We start from the raw sequence: 14,470 nt of genomic DNA on the forward strand, positions 1-14,470 counted from the left end.
CCTCCGTGACCAAAAGAGTCGTCAAGACCTGCCTGTCCCTTGCCCTTGTTTCTGCCGCCAGCCATGGCTTTGCCAGTGGTTTTGCCATCAACGAACAAAGCGTCAGCAGCATGGGCACCGCCTTCGCCGGCCGCTCCTCCTCTGCCGACGACGCCAGCACCGTATTCGGCAACCCGGCCGGTATGGCGCGTATCAAGCGCGAACAAGTCAGCGGCGGCATTGCCCTGATCCACGCAAAAACCGAAATCGACAACGCCAGCGGCTCTGCCAGCGGCAGCAATGATGGCGATATGGTGCCGTTTATCGGCGCGCCCATGGGCTATTACGTCAAACCGCTGGACGACAACTGGAGCTTCGGCCTGGGCCTGTATGTGCCATTTGGCCTGGTGACTGATTACGAGCGCAACTTCCAGGGCCGCTACCATGGCGACCGCAGCGAAGTGCGGGTGATCACCCTGCAACCGACCCTGAGCTACCGCTTCAACGAGCAACTGTCGATCGGCTTCGGCCCGACCATCAACCGCATCGACGGCGAACTGACCTCGGCCATCAACAACCCAATTCCCGGTGCAGGTGACGGCAAGGTCGAAATCAAGGGCGATGACACAGCGCTGGGCTACAACCTCGGTTTGTTGTTTGAAATCACCCCGCAGACCCGCTTCGGCCTGACCTATCACTCCAAGGTGGATTACCGCCTGAAGGGCGACACCACAGTATCCGGGCCTGGCTTCGTCATCGGTTCCTCCGCCGGCACCTACGACGCCTCGCTGGAGCTGACCACTCCTGAATCGGTGGATTTCTCGGTGACCCACGAGCTGAATGCCGACTGGACCCTCTACGCCGGCAGCACCTGGACGCGCTGGAGCCGTCTGGAAGAAATCCGCGCCGACAACAAGGGGGTTGGTGGCTTGCTGGGAGGTGCCCTGACCAGCATCAGCGAGCCGCAAAACTGGCACGACACCTGGGCTCACGCCGTGGGTGCCGCCTACAAACTGAACCCACAGTGGACCTTGCGCGCCGGCCTGGCCGTCGACCAGTCGCCGACCAACAATACCGACCGCTCGCCACGCATCCCTACCGGCGACCGTACCATCCTCAGCCTGGGCACAGCCTGGAGCCCGAATGATGACGTGACCATCGATCTGGCCTACTCCTACCTGATGGAAGACGACGCCCACATCGAGCGGGACGACTACCGCGCCACCTACAAAAACACGGCTCACGGCCTGGGCGCACAAGTGACATACCGCTTCTAAATCAACCAGCGGTTTGGGTTACACTCGCGCGGCGTACACAACAATAAAAAAGAACTGGCTGGAACAGTTCTAAACGTCGCATAGCGACCGCCTGCGGGTGGCCGCCAAGGATGGCAGGCCATAAAGCCGCCTGAGACAGCCCTTATGACTGCACTCTGCACTGCCCTGCCCGAACAGCTCAGCCTGTTACTGGTGGATGACCACCGGATCTTTCTCGATGGCCTCAGCCTGGCCCTCGCCCCGCTCTGCGCCGACCTGCAGATTCACACCGCCGAATCCGCTGCTGCGGCCGAAGCCTGCCTGCAACACGCCAGCTTCGACCTGATTCTGCTCGACCTGCGCCTGCCCGACATGCCGGGCCTGGAGTTGCTGCAGCGCTGGCAACAACAGGGGCACATGACCCCAGTGGCGATTCTTAGCGCCAGCGACTCCAACCTGGACGCCCAGGCTGCACTGGCCGCCGGCGCGCTGGGCTTTATCCCGAAAAGTGCCAATAGCGATGAACTGCGCCAGGCAGTAACCCGCGTGCTGCTGGGAGAAACCCTGCCTGCACCGGCGCATGGCGATAAACCACAGCTCACCCCCCGACAGATGGAAATCCTCCAGCTGCTGGCCGAAGGCTTGCCGAACAAGTCCATCAGCCGCCAGCTCGGCGTCTCCGAAGACACGGTGAAAACCCACCTGAAATCACTGTTTCAGGAATTTTCCGTACATACCCGTACGGCCTGCGTCAGTGCGGCGCGGCAACGGGGCTGGCTCTGAGCTCTGCCGGTAACAGCACCGCCAAGGCCTGACGCAAACGAGCCGGCAACAGCGGCTTGCCGAGCAAGGTGACATGGGCGCGGGTGCAGCGTTCTTGCAGGTCGGCGCTGACGTCGGCGGTAATCAGCAAGGCTGGCAGCATGCGCCCGGTCTCTTCACGTAAGCGCTCAATTACACGCAAGCCGTCTTCGGTGGCGGCCAGTCGATAGTCGCTGATCAGCACCTGCGGCTGCGCCTCGGGCAAACACTGCAAGGCCTCGGCTGGATCGGCACAGGCCCAGACCTCGCAGCCCCAGCGCTGCAATAAACCGGACAACGCCTCACGCCCTGCGGCGTCGTCTTCCAGCAATAACACTCGCCCGCTCAATGCCGCAGCAACCGCCGCGGGTGCTTGCCACTCGCCGGCTTCAGCCTGCGGTAGTTGCAGGATAAAGCGCGCGCCCGCGCCTGGGCTCGACTCCAGTTGCAGCGGATGCCCCAGCAACTGCGCCAGTTGCTGGACGATGGCCAAGCCCAAGCCCAGACCGCGCTCGGCATTGCGCCCAGGGTTATCCAGCTGACGGAACTCTTCGAAGACCTGACTCTGTTCCTCCTCACTCAGGCCCTGGCCGTCGTCACCGACCTCCAGCTGCACCACGCCCTGCTCCATACGGGCGTGCAGCCAGACATGCCGCGCCTGGGCGTGGCGCAAGGCGTTGCTGAGCAGGTTGCGCAGCACGCGCTCCAGCAGCAGCGGATCACTGCGCACCCAGAGTTCTGCACATTGCAGCTGCAGTTCGACACCCTGGGCGTCGGCCTCGGCGCGGCTTTCACCACTTAGGCGCGCCAGCAAGGGGCGCAAGGCAAACACCTCCGGCTTGGCCTGCACCCCGCCAGGCAGGGTCAAACGGGTGTAATCGAACAGTGACTGCAACAGCCGGCTGAGCTGCTCCACGGCAATCGCCAGGCGGCTGCTGATACGGTGCACGCCGGGGTCCTGGTTCTGTTCCAGCAAGTGCTGGGCATACAGGCCCATGGCGTTCAGCGGTTGGCGCAGATCATGACTGGCGGCGGCCAGCAGACGCAGCTTGCGCGCATCGTCGGCTTCGGCACGCTGCCGCGCCAGATCGAGTAAGCGCAGGTTGAGCCAAGCGCCGCGTTGGCCGTGCTCCTGCAGGTAGGCGCCAACACTGCCAATCAGATTGGCGCAGAACAAAAACAGCCCCTGATAACCCAGCGCCACGCTGCCACCCGTGGCGATCACTCCCAGCCACAGAAACAACCCGCACACGCCCCAGGATGCCAGGCTGACAGCGCGAAACGACACACCCAGCAGCACGTAACCAAACAGCAGCACCAGAAACAGCCCGTCATAGGGCATGGCCACGCCCAGGCTCCAACACAGATGAATGATCACCGCGACGCAAATACCGTTGAGGGCATAAGCGGCCACATAGACCAGTAACGCGCGGCGCGGTGGGCTGTGTGTGCGGCGACAGTAGAAGAAGGACAACAACGCGCCAAATATCCCCAGCAGACGTATTGGCAGAGTCGCCAGGCTGGCATTGAGGGGCAGCAGTAACAGATCGAGGGCGGTGTAGACCAGCTGGAAGATCACCGCAGTGCTGATGATCAGCAGCAAGCGGCGACGGATACGCTGCACCCGGTGTTCGACAAACTCATCTTCCAGCACGCCGGTAAACCGCAACCGGCGGTAGCCGCGGCGCTGCTGGGCCAGTAGCAGCGCTTCCTGACGTTCCAGGCTCACGGCTTACAACTCGGGGGACTGGCTGTCCTGCTGCTTAGCGGCAATGGCGTCATAGGTTTCCACCCGGTGCTGATCTTCGGCGCTGAATAGACGCTGGCGTAAACGCTGCTGCTCCTGCTGCTGATCCGCAGCACTGAGGCCATTGCCCTGCAACGTGGCAAGTTCCTGTTGGTAAGTGGCGTAGCGTTGTTGCCAGGCGCGCTCGTTACGCTGCTCACTGAGCAGACGCTCGACCGTAGGCGGATCATAGGTCAAGGCAAGCAGCTGGCGCACTTGTTCTTCGCTGGCCCCCTCCTGCCAGAGTTTGTCTGTCTGAATCTGCAACGCCTGCGCCTGGGCCTGACGCTCTTCACTGGCGCGCATGGCTTCGGGGAGCTGAGCACGCAAACGCTCTTGCGCCAGGGCCTTGCCGTGCTCACTGAGATCATCACGGGCCATCAGCGCCAGATTGTCCAAGGTGTAACGTCCGTAGGCTTCCTCGGCGCCGAACAGGGCTTCTGCTGCGGCGCTGGAAAAATGCGCACGGCGCAACTCTGCAAGCTGCTCGAAGGCTCGCTGCAAGGCAACCAGTTGGCCATCCGGGGTGCTTTGCTGGGCTGTGCTCAAGGGTTGCTGCAGCAGCGCCAGGCTGGCGCGCTTGTAATCCATATAGTCGCCCAGCAAGCCAATAAACTGGCCCAGGGCGGGTTCCGGTAAACGTCCGCGCGCGTCGGCCAGCATCACCTCGACCACGGTTTCCAGCCCGGCCTGATCGGCAGCACTGAGGAAGTAATCCAGATAATCGCGCAGTGCCAGGTTCAGCTGCAGATTGCCGGCACTGTCCGCTTTCAACTCGCCATCCACTTCAGTGCCCTGCAAACCCGGCAGGCTTGCCGGCGCTCTAACAGTTGAGGCGTCTGGTTTGGCGGCTTGCAACAGAGGGCTGGGCACGACAGAGAGAGGCGCCGTAGCGGCAGCAGAAGCGCCAGGCGCGACGGGTAACTCAGCGGCTGGCCACTGCCAGTAAAGCGTAAGGCCGGCAACGCTGCCGGCCAGTACCAAGAGGGGAACAGTTGAGCGCAACGACAGGGCCATATGACCTCCAGAATGCGGGCTGCATGGCGCAGCCCGCCGGGGTGACGGTCAGACGCCTTTGCTTTTCAGGCGGTTGGCATGTTGGCGATACAGCGAAACCGGCTCGGTCCAGCCACGCACACCAAAGAGGTGATTGATCGCATCCACGTGGTTCATGTTGTAGTCATCACCGATCACCTGCCCCAGGTAGGTGGAGCAGACGCCGACCAGGCCGTCGTTCTTTTCGCTACCAAAGGCCAGTCCGGTGATGGCGAGGAACGGATCGACCGCATCAAAGACGTTGGTGTAGGAGGTGTTGCCGGTCCAGGAGTAGTAACGGATGTTGTACCCGCGCACGTTGTGCACTTCAGTGGACTTGGCGCAGTAGCTGCTGCTGTTCACGCCCCAGGGGTGGCGACCATTCAATGCAGTGGTGCCGGCAGTAGTCAGGGTTTTCAGCGCGGCCAGGCCGTTTTGCGGGTTGCTGCTGCCAGACAGTAGGTTGATCACCGCGCCAATGGCGTTGGCCAGGCCATTGGCCCCGCCTTCGATGGCGCTGTTCGGCGGGATCACACCGCGCAGCACATCGGCAACTTTCGAGCCTTTATTCACCCCATTGACCGAGGTTACCGAGGCCACCAGATCGGGACGCAACGAGGCGGCAACACGCGAGGTTGGCGAACCCTGGCTGTGACCGATCAGGTTGACCTTGCCGCCATTGGCACTGGCCCACGGCACAATCTGCTGGGCCAGTGCTGCGCCGCGCTGTTCGCTGTCATTGAGTGCCGACACACTGGCCACATAGACCTTGGCGCCATCGCGCTCGAGGTTCCAGGGGATGGTGTGGAAATAGTTGATCAGGCCGCCGATGGTGTCGAAGCCGGTCACCCCGTGCACCAGCACGATCGGGTATTTGGTCTTGGTGTAATTGGCCTGGGCCTCAACCGCTCCGACCAGGGCGCATACAGCTAGAGCAGAAGTAATAACGCGACGCATGGGTGCCTCCTTATTTTTCTTGTTGGCACGCCGGGAAACTGCGTCCGGCGTACTCACAACTCTAAGGAGGTGCTGCGGTATGGGCTATCGCCCAGATGGGTGAGGCGCTAACCCACCCTGGTTTCAACGCTGCGAAGCAATCGCCTGCTCGACGGCGGCCAGGAATGCCAGATCATCCGGGGTGGTGCTACTGGGGAAGCTGGCGATCACCTTGCCCTGGGCGTCGATCACATACTTGGAGAAATTCCAGCGCGGCGCCTGGCTTTGCGCAGCGAGTTCCTTGAACAGCGGCAGCGCATCGCTACCGGTAACCCGCTGGGTCTCGCTCATGGGGAAGGTCACACCGTAGTTGACGTAGCAGACCTTGGCGGTTTCTTCGCTGCTGTCGGCCTCCTGGCGGAAGTCATCGGAAGGCACACCGAGGATTTGCAGGCCCTGCTCCCTGTAGCGCTGGTAGAGCGCTTCAAGGCCTTTAAACTGAGGGGTAAAGCCGCAGAAGCTGGCAGTATTGACCACCACCAGCGGCTTGCCGGCAAACTGTGCACACAGGTCGATACGCTCTGCGCTGCGCAGCTTCTGCACCTCACCCTGCAGTAACGCCGGGCATTCGGCAGCCTGCGCATGGCCAATCCAAGCACTGAGCAGAACGACAACCAGCTGGGAATAACGCCACATACGCATCACCTTGAGTAACTGGAAAGACAGACTAACAGCCTTAACATACGCCCAAACCCAGCTGCAGAAAGGCCAAACCACTTTGCAGCCAGCCCCACCAGGCCAGGCCCAAAGCCAACATGCCGGCCATCACCAGCGCGGTGTTCCAGCCATAGTCGGTATTCATGCATTCGCCTCCTGTTGTTGCAAGCGCGCCACGGGTAGCTCGCGTACTGGCCAGTTCAGTGCGGCGGCCAGCAGGCTGAGCAGCACAGCAAGCTGCCAGACCAGATCATAACTGCCAGTATGGTCATACAGATAGCCGCCCATCCAGCCGCCGAGAAACGCCCCCAGCTGGTGGAACAAAAAAACGATGCCGCCAAGCATCGACAGGTTGCGCACGCCGAACAGGGTCGCCACCGTGCCGTTGGTCAGTGGCACCGTGGACAGCCACAACAGGCCCATGGCCACACCAAAGGCATAGGCGCTCCACACCGTCAGCGGCGTCATAAGAAACGCCACAATCACCACCGCACGCGCCAGATACAAAGCGCTGAGCAGACGCGGTTTAGACATCCGCCCGCCCAGCCAGCCGGCGATATAGGTACCGAAGATATTGAACAAACCGACCAGCGCCAGCACCGTGGTGCCGACCAAGGCTGGCAAATGCTGATCAACCAGATAGGCCGGCAGATGCACACCGATAAACACCACCTGAAAGCCACAGACGAAAAAGCCCAGCGCCAACAGCCAGAAGCCGGAATGACTGCAGGCCTCGCGTAAGGCCTCGCCCAATGTCTGTTCCTGGCCGGTAAGCGGTAATGGCGTGTCCTTGAGCATTGCCGCCAGCGGTATGATCAGCGCCACCAGCAGGCCCAGCGCCATCAACGCCACCGACCAGCCGAGCCAACTAAGCAGGCCCAGGGTGCCGGGGAGCATGGCGAACTGGCCAAAGGAGCCGGCCGCCGCAGCGATGCCCATAGCCATGCTGCGTTTTTCCATCGGCACGGCGCGGCCCACTGCACCGAGAATCACCGAGAACGAGGTGCCGGACAAACCGATGCCGATCAGCAACCCGGCGCTCAGCGACAGGCTCATTGGCGAATCGGCCAGGCCCATGCAACCGAGACCAATGGCATACAGAATGCCGCCGACAATCACCGTACGTTTGGCGCCAAAACGGTCAGCCAGAGCACCGGTAAACGGCTGAGTCAGCCCCCAGATCAGGTTTTGCAAGGCGATGGCGAAGGCGAACACCTCACGCCCCCAGCCGAACTCGGCGCTCATCGGCGGCAGGAACAAGCCAAAGCCATGGCGAATACCCAGCGACAGCGCCAGGACCAGCGATGCGCCCAGCATTAACCAGCCACTGCTGCGCCACAACGAAGTCATAGGTTGTCCTTTACGGGTAGCGACCCGCTTATCGAGAAATCGGCAATATGGCGCAGGTATATACCCCTACCCGGCAAGGTAACAGCTACAGCTGTTCGGCAATCCAGTGCTACAGATTGCACCCCGAATTGAGCGTGCCGGCAAGCCGACCATCGACTAACAGGCCGCTGATAAAACTACCGGCGCGGGCAAGCCTGCGTTGAAAACGGCCGACTAATCGAACAGCAACGGTGCGGCGCTGGCGCGCTGAGCAAAAAACTGCAGCAACGCATCGTGGTAATGGCTGTACACCTCGGGAGGCAGCCAGCGTTGGTAGATCGCCAGGGTGCTGGCGGGCGCGGCCGAAAGCTCACGAATGGCCTGATCGAGACGCCCGGCCATGCGCGCGCCCCATGGCGTGCGTGAGCAATAGATGCCCACGGTCACCAGCTCAGCATTCTCCCGCAGCGGCACACTGACCAGCGCATCACTGAGGCTGAAATGGCGCATCACCTCGGTGTAGATCACCGGGTAATCGAAGACATAATCCAGACGGTGATGGCTGACCATCAGCAGCAGGTTTTCCCCACCCTGGCTGCCACCCAGCTCGGGGAGGTGCCCTTCGGCGCGCGCCTGAAGCAAGCGCTGACGAATCGGCGCGGGATAGACCCGACTCTTGGCCAGAGCGCCGCGCAGATAGGGATTGCCGAACAGCCAGTCGAGGCTGACCTGACCGTCTTCGATCAGCAGTTGATCCAGGGTCTGCCTGCGTACCAGCACATGAATCGGCGTAGTCGCCACATAGGGTACGAAGTAACCCTGCTGATCGCGCTCGGGACTCTGCAGCTGGCCGCTGCTGCACATTTCGCCCTGCTCGCCCATGCGCTGTTCGACGCGAGCCATGGGCAACACTTCGTAGCGCATCTGCAGCTCCGGCAGGCGTGTAGCCAACAGTTGCATGGCCTCGAACAGAACGCCATCAACCACCTGACCATCACGCACATTGAAGGCACCCGGAATCGGCACAACGGCCCACACTAGCTCCTCGGCCTGCAATACGCCTGCACACCCAAACAATGCCGCCAACAGCGTCGAGTAAAACGGCCTGTGCACCCTATACATCCTCTACGTCTTGCTGTCCCTACACGCTAGCAGGCCAACGCCACCAGCACCGCGCACTCGGCTATTTCCAGCAGTGCCCCGGCGGTATCACCGGTGGTGCCATCCAGGCGTTTGAGCATCAAGCTGCGCAGCCAGATAAACACGCCACCGGCCACCAGTAAGGCCAGCAGCGCCGGCCAGCCGAACAGCAACATGGCCAGCGCATTGGTGCCCAGCACCCAAGGCAGTTGCCGGCGCGGCAGATGCTCGGCCAACGCCTGACCGAGGCCGCCAGCGCGCACATAGGCGGTGGTCAGAAACAGCAGCGGCAGCAGACAGCGCGCCAGCCAGGGCACCAGCACCACCAGCAACCCTGAGCCGCTCTCCAGCAAGGCCACCAGCGCAGCAAACTTGAGCAATAACAGCAGTACCAGCACCACCACCGCAATCGGCCCGCTGCGCGGGTCTTTCATAATGGCCAGGGTGCGCTGCTTATCGCCAAAGCCGCCCACCCAGGCATCGGCGCTGTCGGCCAGGCCATCCAGATGCAGACCGCCGCTGATACCCACCCACAGCGTCAGCAGCAGCGCCGCCTGCAACAGCACCGCGCTATCGCCCAGCAGGTGATGCGCCGCAAGCAGCAACAGGCCGATCAACAGCCCCACCAGCGGGTAGAACAACAGTGAGCGACCGACCTGTTCAGGCGTCGGCATGCCTGCCAGGGTCACCGGCAAACGGGTAAGAAATTGCAGGGCAATCCACCACGGCGTCATGCGCGCTCCCACAACTGTCCCTGTTCATCCAGGCACAGCTGATAGCGCTCGGCATAGCCGACCGGCACCTGCAGCAGATCATTGCGCGGCAAGCCACGGGCACGCGCCAGCAGCAGACGGATCACTCCGCCATGGGTCACCAACAGCAAGCGCTCGCCAGCATGGCGTGCCTGCAAGCGTTGCAAGGCACTCAATATTCGCGCCTCGAAGGCCAGCAACGGCTCGCCTTCGGGCGGGGTAAAGCCATAGGGGTCACTCCAGAAACGGCCCAACTCTTCTGCGCTGGTCTGCATCAGCTCGGCCGTGCTGCGCCCTTCCCACGCGCCGAAATGCAGTTCCTGCAGATCAGGCTCCAGACTGAGCGGCACGCCGTGCTGCGTCGCCAGCTCTTCGGCAAAACGCGCGCAGCGCTGCAAGGGCGAGCTGATCAAACGATCCCAGCGACTACCGTCAGCCACCGCCGCGCGCAGCTGCGCCCAGCCGGTTTCGGTCAGGGCATCGTCGAGGCTGCCGCGCAGGCCGCCGCCCAGCTCGGTTTCACCATGGCGCAGCAGTTCCAGATAGACCGTCATGCAGGGCGCTCGGCCACCGCCGCCTCGGCAAAGGTGGCCATCTCGTTGTGCAGGCTGCAGGCCAGTTGCAGCAGCGGCACGGCCAGGGCGGCCCCACTGCCCTCACCCAGGCGCAGGCCCAGATCGAGCAGTGGCTCGGCCTGCAGCGCCTTGAGCACCCGCTGATGGCCGGGCTCGGCGCCCGTGTGGGCAAACAGCAGCCATTCACGGCAAGCCGGATTCAGCTGTACCGCCAGCAAGGCGGCAACGCTGCAGATATAACCATCCACCAGTGCGGTAATACCCTGCTGGGCGCAGGCCAGATAGGCACCGCTCAGCGCGGCAATCTCGAAACCACCGAGGCGTTGCAAGATATCGATGGGTTCGCTGATCGCCGGGCGATGCAGCTCCAGCGCGATCTCGATCACTTTGGCTTTATGCGCCACGCCCGCGCTGTTCAGGCCGGTGCCGGGGCCGACCAATTCCTGCGCCGCACACTCCAGCAGCAGGCAGGCCATGGCCGTGGCGGCGGTGGTATTGCCGATGCCCATCTCGCCACCGATAAACAGCTGGCTGCCGGCTTCACTGGCGAGCTGCACGCTGGCCTGGCCGGCATCCAGGGCCAGCAGCAACTGCGCGGCCGTCATCGCCGGGCCCTGGGCGAAGTTCGCCGTGCCCGCACCGATATGCAGATGACGCACGCCGCGCAGCGGTTCCAACGGCAGCGCGGTGCCCAGGTCGATCACCTCAAGGGTTGCGCCCAGCTGTTTGGCCAAAACGCTGATCGCCGCGCCGCCATTAACGAAGTTGCGCAGCATCTGCCCGGTCACCGCCTGAGGGAACGCCGATACACCTTCGGCGACCACACCATGATCGCCGGCAAAAATACTGATCCACAGCTGCTCGACCTGGGGCCGCTGGCTACCCTGCATGGCCGCCAGGTCGATGGCCAACTGCTCCAGCTGGCCGAGGGAGCCGGCCGGCTTGGTCAGCTGCTGCTGGCGCGCCAGGGCCTTGCTGCGTGCGGGTATATCCAGCGCCTGACAGCCCTGTTGCCACCATTGCTCACTCATAGCGCATTCCCCTTGAGAACCATCGGCAAACCCGCCACGGTAAACACCACACGCTCACAATGCTCAGCCAGGGCCTGATGCAGCCAGCCCGCCTCGTCGACATAACGGCGGGTCAGCTCACCCAGCGGCACCACGCCCAGGCCGGTTTCATTGCTGACCAACATAATCCGCCCCGGCAGGTCGCCCAGGCAATCCAGCAACGCCTCGCGCTCGGCGCTTAGGCGCGCCGGATCATCCAGCATTAACAGATTGGTCAGCCACAGGGTCAGGCAATCGACCAGCAGGCACTTATCCGCGCCCGCCTGCTCGCGCAGTACCTTAGCCAGGGCCAGCGGCTCTTCCACCAGCCCCCAAGCCGCCGGGCGCCGCTCGCGATGATGTTGAATGCGCGTATTCATCTCGCCATCCAGCGGCTGGCTGGTGGCGATATAGGTGACCGCCAGGCCGTACTCGGCCGCCAGTCGCTCGGCCAGACGGCTTTTGCCGGAACGGGCACCGCCGAGAATCAGTTCATGCATGGTTCACCTTCGCTCAATTGACCGCCCGCAATCCGTAGCCCGGCTGTAATCCGGGGAATCGCAGCGCCGCGCAAGCCGCTCCCGGATTGCATCCGGGCTACAGGCTGTAGGGTGGATGTCGCTTTTTACATCCACCATCCCGCCGCACATGGTGGATCGATAAAGCGTGATCCACCCTACAGGCCACATAACGTTCGCAGTTTTGCCGTATCCAGATGCGCTTCGACCAGATCGGCCAGGCGCTCGATATCACGTTCACGCAAGGCGTGGTAATCCACTGTCTGCACCTCGCGCAGCCCGGCCCAGCGCAGCAAGGCGCTACAGGCTTCGCTGCTTTCAAACAGGCCATGCAGGTAAGTGCCGAGTACCTGGCCATCGGCGCTCAGGCCACCATCGGCGCGACCATCATCCAACCGCACGGCCGCGTTCAAACCTGGACCAGAGCTGACCCCGGCGTGAATCTCGTAACCGCTAACCGGGGCATTTTCCAGGCACAGCTGGCCACGCACATTGCGCAGCTGCTTCTCCGGCTCCAGCACGGTGCTGAACTCCAGCAGCTCCAGCCCTGGGCTTGAGCCCGCTGCGCCTTCCAGGCCATGGGGGTCGTCGATCTGCGTGCCAAGCATCTGCAAACCACCGCAAATCCCGAGTAGCTTGCCGCCGTAACGCAGGTGCTTAGCAATGGCCGCCGGCCAGCCCTGCTGACGCAGAAACGCCAGATCGCTGCGCACGCTTTTCGAGCCGGGCAGGATAATCAGGTCAGCAGCAGGAATCGCCTGGCCAGGGCCGACAAAGATCAATTCAACCTGGGGATGTAGGCGCAGCGGATCAAAATCGGTGTGGTTGCTGATGCGTGGCAATACCGGCACCACCACCTTGATCCGCTCGGCCGTCTTGGCGCTCTGGCGAATATCAATGGCGTCCTCGGCCTCCAGATGGAAATCCATCAGGTAGGGCAATACGCCCAGCACCGGCTTGCCGGTGCGCTGCTCCAGCCAATCCAGCCCAGGCTGCAACAGGGCGATATCGCCGCGAAAACGGTTGATCACAAAGCCCTGCACCCGCGCCTGCTCGCTTGCGGAAAGCAGCGCCAGGGTGCCGACCAGATGGGCAAACACCCCGCCCTTGTCGATATCGGCAATCAGAATCACCGGGCAATCCACCGCTTCGGCAAAGCCCATATTGGCGATATCGCCGGCGCGCAGGTTGATCTCCGCTGGCGAACCGGCACCCTCCACCATCACCACCGGATAGGCCGCGCTCAAGCGCTGGTGCGATTGCAACACCGCCTGCATCGCCACCTTTTTGTAATCGTGGTAGGCCACGGCATCCATGCTGCTAAGCGCACGGCCGTGGATGATCACCTGGGCGCCAGTGTCGCTATTGGGCTTGAGCAATACCGGATTCATATCGGTGTGCGGCGCCAAGCCGGCGGCTTGGGCCTGTACCGCTTGAGCGCGACCGATTTCGCCGCCATCGGAGGTAACTGCACTGTTAAGCGCCATATTCTGCGGTTTAAACGGCACCACGCTGACGCCTTGACGCTTAAGCCAGCGGCATAGCGCAGTTACCAGGGTGCTTTTGCCGGCATCCGAGGTGGTGCCCTGCACCATCACTGTGCTCATGGCAACTCTCCAGCGAAGACCGCCAGCGCCTGCTGCAAACGCTGCCAGCCGGCTTCATCGGGAGGCAGACCAAAACGCAGGCTCAGCGGTGCGTCAATCAACCGAGTGAGAATGCCCTGCAGAGCGAGAAATTCATGCAGTAAGGCGGCCTGTGGTGTGCAGCAGAACTGGAATAAGGCGCAACCGCCTGTTGGGCTGAGCCCATGCGCAGTCAGCAGCGCCGCCAGACGCTCGCCATCGGCCAGCAACCGCTCACGCTGCACCTGCTGGCCGGCCATATCCTGCAATAACGCCGTGGCCACCACCCGGCTCGGCCCGCTGACAGTCCAGGGGCCGAGCAATTCGGCCAGCTGTTCCAGCACAGACGGCTGGGCCAACACAAAGCCCAGACGAATACCGGCCAAACCGAAGAATTTGCCAAACGAGCGCAGCACGATCAGCCCAGGTCGATCACTAAAGACCGCCAAGCTGAACTCAGGGGTGCAATCGATAAAGGCCTCATCCACCACTAGCCAGCCGCCGCGCTCAACCAAACGTGCGTGCCAGTCCAGCAAACGCAGGGGTTCGATGCGCCGCCCGGTTGGATTATTGGGATTGACCAGCAGCAGCACATCCAGGCGCTCCAGAGCCCGCTCAATACCGCCTTCGCTAAGTTCCAGCAGCCGGTGGCCTTCGCGTTGCCAGGCAGCCGCGTGTTCGGCATAGGCCGGCGAGACGATACCGACAGTGGCATTACGCACTAAACGCGGCAGCGCCTGAATCGCCGCCTGGGAACCGGCCACCGGCAGCAGATTGCTTACCCCGTAGTAATCGCGTGCGGCGATTTCCAGGCCGTCCTGCTGCTCGGGCAAGCGCGCCCAGGCACTGGCGGGAATCGCCGGCAGCGGCCAACCGTATGGCGCGATACCGGTGGACAGGTCCAGCCAGTCCGCCAAAGCAATGCCATAACGCAGCGCCGCGGCGCGCAGACGACCACCGTGCTCAAGCATA

General features: G+C 62.7%; 15 protein-coding genes. 2 read left to right on the top strand and 13 right to left on the bottom strand.

Annotation, left to right across the window (positions count from 1 at the left end):
* Positions 1-5: 5 nt before the first annotated feature.
* Together Q8M42_RS05115 and Q8M42_RS05120 are read left to right on the top strand one after the other, a co-directional pair.
* Positions 6-1,256, top strand: a complete 1,251-nt coding sequence (locus tag Q8M42_RS05115) for an OmpP1/FadL family transporter (RefSeq protein ID WP_304865143.1) — start codon at positions 6-8, stop codon at positions 1,254-1,256.
* Between the two features lie 144 nt (positions 1,257-1,400).
* A complete protein-coding gene (locus Q8M42_RS05120; protein WP_304865145.1) occupies positions 1,401-2,018 on the top strand; it encodes a response regulator transcription factor in 618 nt (205 codons plus the stop codon).
* On the opposite strand, the gene Q8M42_RS05125 is transcribed toward Q8M42_RS05120, so the two are convergent.
* From Q8M42_RS05125 to cobD, 13 genes are all read right to left on the bottom strand, one after another.
* Entirely contained in the window at positions 1,987-3,765 is a 1,779-nt protein-coding gene (locus Q8M42_RS05125) for a hybrid sensor histidine kinase/response regulator (protein ID WP_304865147.1), read from the bottom strand. The genes Q8M42_RS05120 and Q8M42_RS05125 overlap by 32 nt on opposite strands.
* Before the next feature lie 3 nt (positions 3,766-3,768).
* The gene (locus Q8M42_RS05130; RefSeq protein WP_304865149.1) at positions 3,769-4,695 is read right to left on the bottom strand and encodes a lipase secretion chaperone; all 927 of its coding nucleotides are present in this window, start codon (positions 4,693-4,695) and stop codon (positions 3,769-3,771) included.
* Between the two features lie 192 nt (positions 4,696-4,887).
* On the bottom strand, positions 4,888-5,814 hold the full coding sequence (locus Q8M42_RS05135; protein ID WP_304865151.1) for a triacylglycerol lipase: 927 nt from the start codon (positions 5,812-5,814) through the stop codon (positions 4,888-4,890).
* A 123-nt stretch (positions 5,815-5,937) separates the two neighbouring features.
* Positions 5,938-6,489 (bottom strand): glutathione peroxidase, encoded by a 552-nt coding sequence (locus Q8M42_RS05140; protein ID WP_370692697.1) that lies wholly within the window; start codon positions 6,487-6,489, stop codon positions 5,938-5,940.
* A 40-nt stretch (positions 6,490-6,529) separates the two neighbouring features.
* A complete protein-coding gene (locus tag Q8M42_RS05145; RefSeq protein ID WP_304865155.1) occupies positions 6,530-6,655 on the bottom strand; it encodes a hypothetical protein in 126 nt (41 codons plus the stop codon).
* Positions 6,652-7,860 carry an MFS transporter gene (locus Q8M42_RS05150; protein ID WP_370692698.1) on the bottom strand — a complete coding sequence of 403 codons (1,209 nt, stop codon included), beginning with the start codon at positions 7,858-7,860 and terminating at the stop codon, positions 6,652-6,654. Before Q8M42_RS05150 ends, Q8M42_RS05145 begins: the two co-directional genes overlap by 4 nt.
* A 213-nt stretch (positions 7,861-8,073) precedes the next feature.
* Positions 8,074-8,952 carry a hypothetical protein gene (locus tag Q8M42_RS05155; protein ID WP_304865157.1) on the bottom strand — a complete coding sequence of 293 codons (879 nt, stop codon included), beginning with the start codon at positions 8,950-8,952 and terminating at the stop codon, positions 8,074-8,076.
* A 35-nt stretch (positions 8,953-8,987) separates the two neighbouring features.
* Positions 8,988-9,713, bottom strand: a complete 726-nt coding sequence (locus Q8M42_RS05160; RefSeq protein ID WP_304865158.1) for an adenosylcobinamide-GDP ribazoletransferase — start codon at positions 9,711-9,713, stop codon at positions 8,988-8,990.
* Positions 9,710-10,285 carry an alpha-ribazole phosphatase family protein gene (gene cobC, locus Q8M42_RS05165; protein WP_304865160.1) on the bottom strand — a complete coding sequence of 192 codons (576 nt, stop codon included), beginning with the start codon at positions 10,283-10,285 and terminating at the stop codon, positions 9,710-9,712. The genes Q8M42_RS05160 and cobC overlap by 4 nt, the downstream gene beginning before the upstream one ends.
* The gene (gene cobT / locus Q8M42_RS05170; protein WP_304865162.1) at positions 10,282-11,337 is read right to left on the bottom strand and encodes a nicotinate-nucleotide--dimethylbenzimidazole phosphoribosyltransferase; all 1,056 of its coding nucleotides are present in this window, start codon (positions 11,335-11,337) and stop codon (positions 10,282-10,284) included. Before cobT ends, cobC begins: the two co-directional genes overlap by 4 nt.
* Complete coding sequence (gene cobU / locus Q8M42_RS05175) at positions 11,334-11,855, bottom strand: bifunctional adenosylcobinamide kinase/adenosylcobinamide-phosphate guanylyltransferase (RefSeq protein WP_304865164.1); 522 nt, start codon at positions 11,853-11,855, stop codon at positions 11,334-11,336. Before cobU ends, cobT begins: the two co-directional genes overlap by 4 nt.
* Before the next feature lie 176 nt (positions 11,856-12,031).
* Positions 12,032-13,480 (bottom strand): cobyric acid synthase, encoded by a 1,449-nt coding sequence (locus Q8M42_RS05180; protein WP_304865166.1) that lies wholly within the window; start codon positions 13,478-13,480, stop codon positions 12,032-12,034.
* Positions 13,477-14,469, bottom strand: coding sequence for a threonine-phosphate decarboxylase CobD (gene cobD / locus Q8M42_RS05185; protein ID WP_304865331.1), 993 nt, complete (start codon positions 14,467-14,469; stop codon positions 13,477-13,479). The genes Q8M42_RS05180 and cobD overlap by 4 nt, the downstream gene beginning before the upstream one ends.
* Between the last annotated feature and the right edge of the window lies 1 nt (position 14,470).

Source organism: Pseudomonas sp., from assembly GCF_030684895.1.
GTDB lineage: Bacteria > Pseudomonadota > Gammaproteobacteria > Pseudomonadales > Pseudomonadaceae > Aquipseudomonas.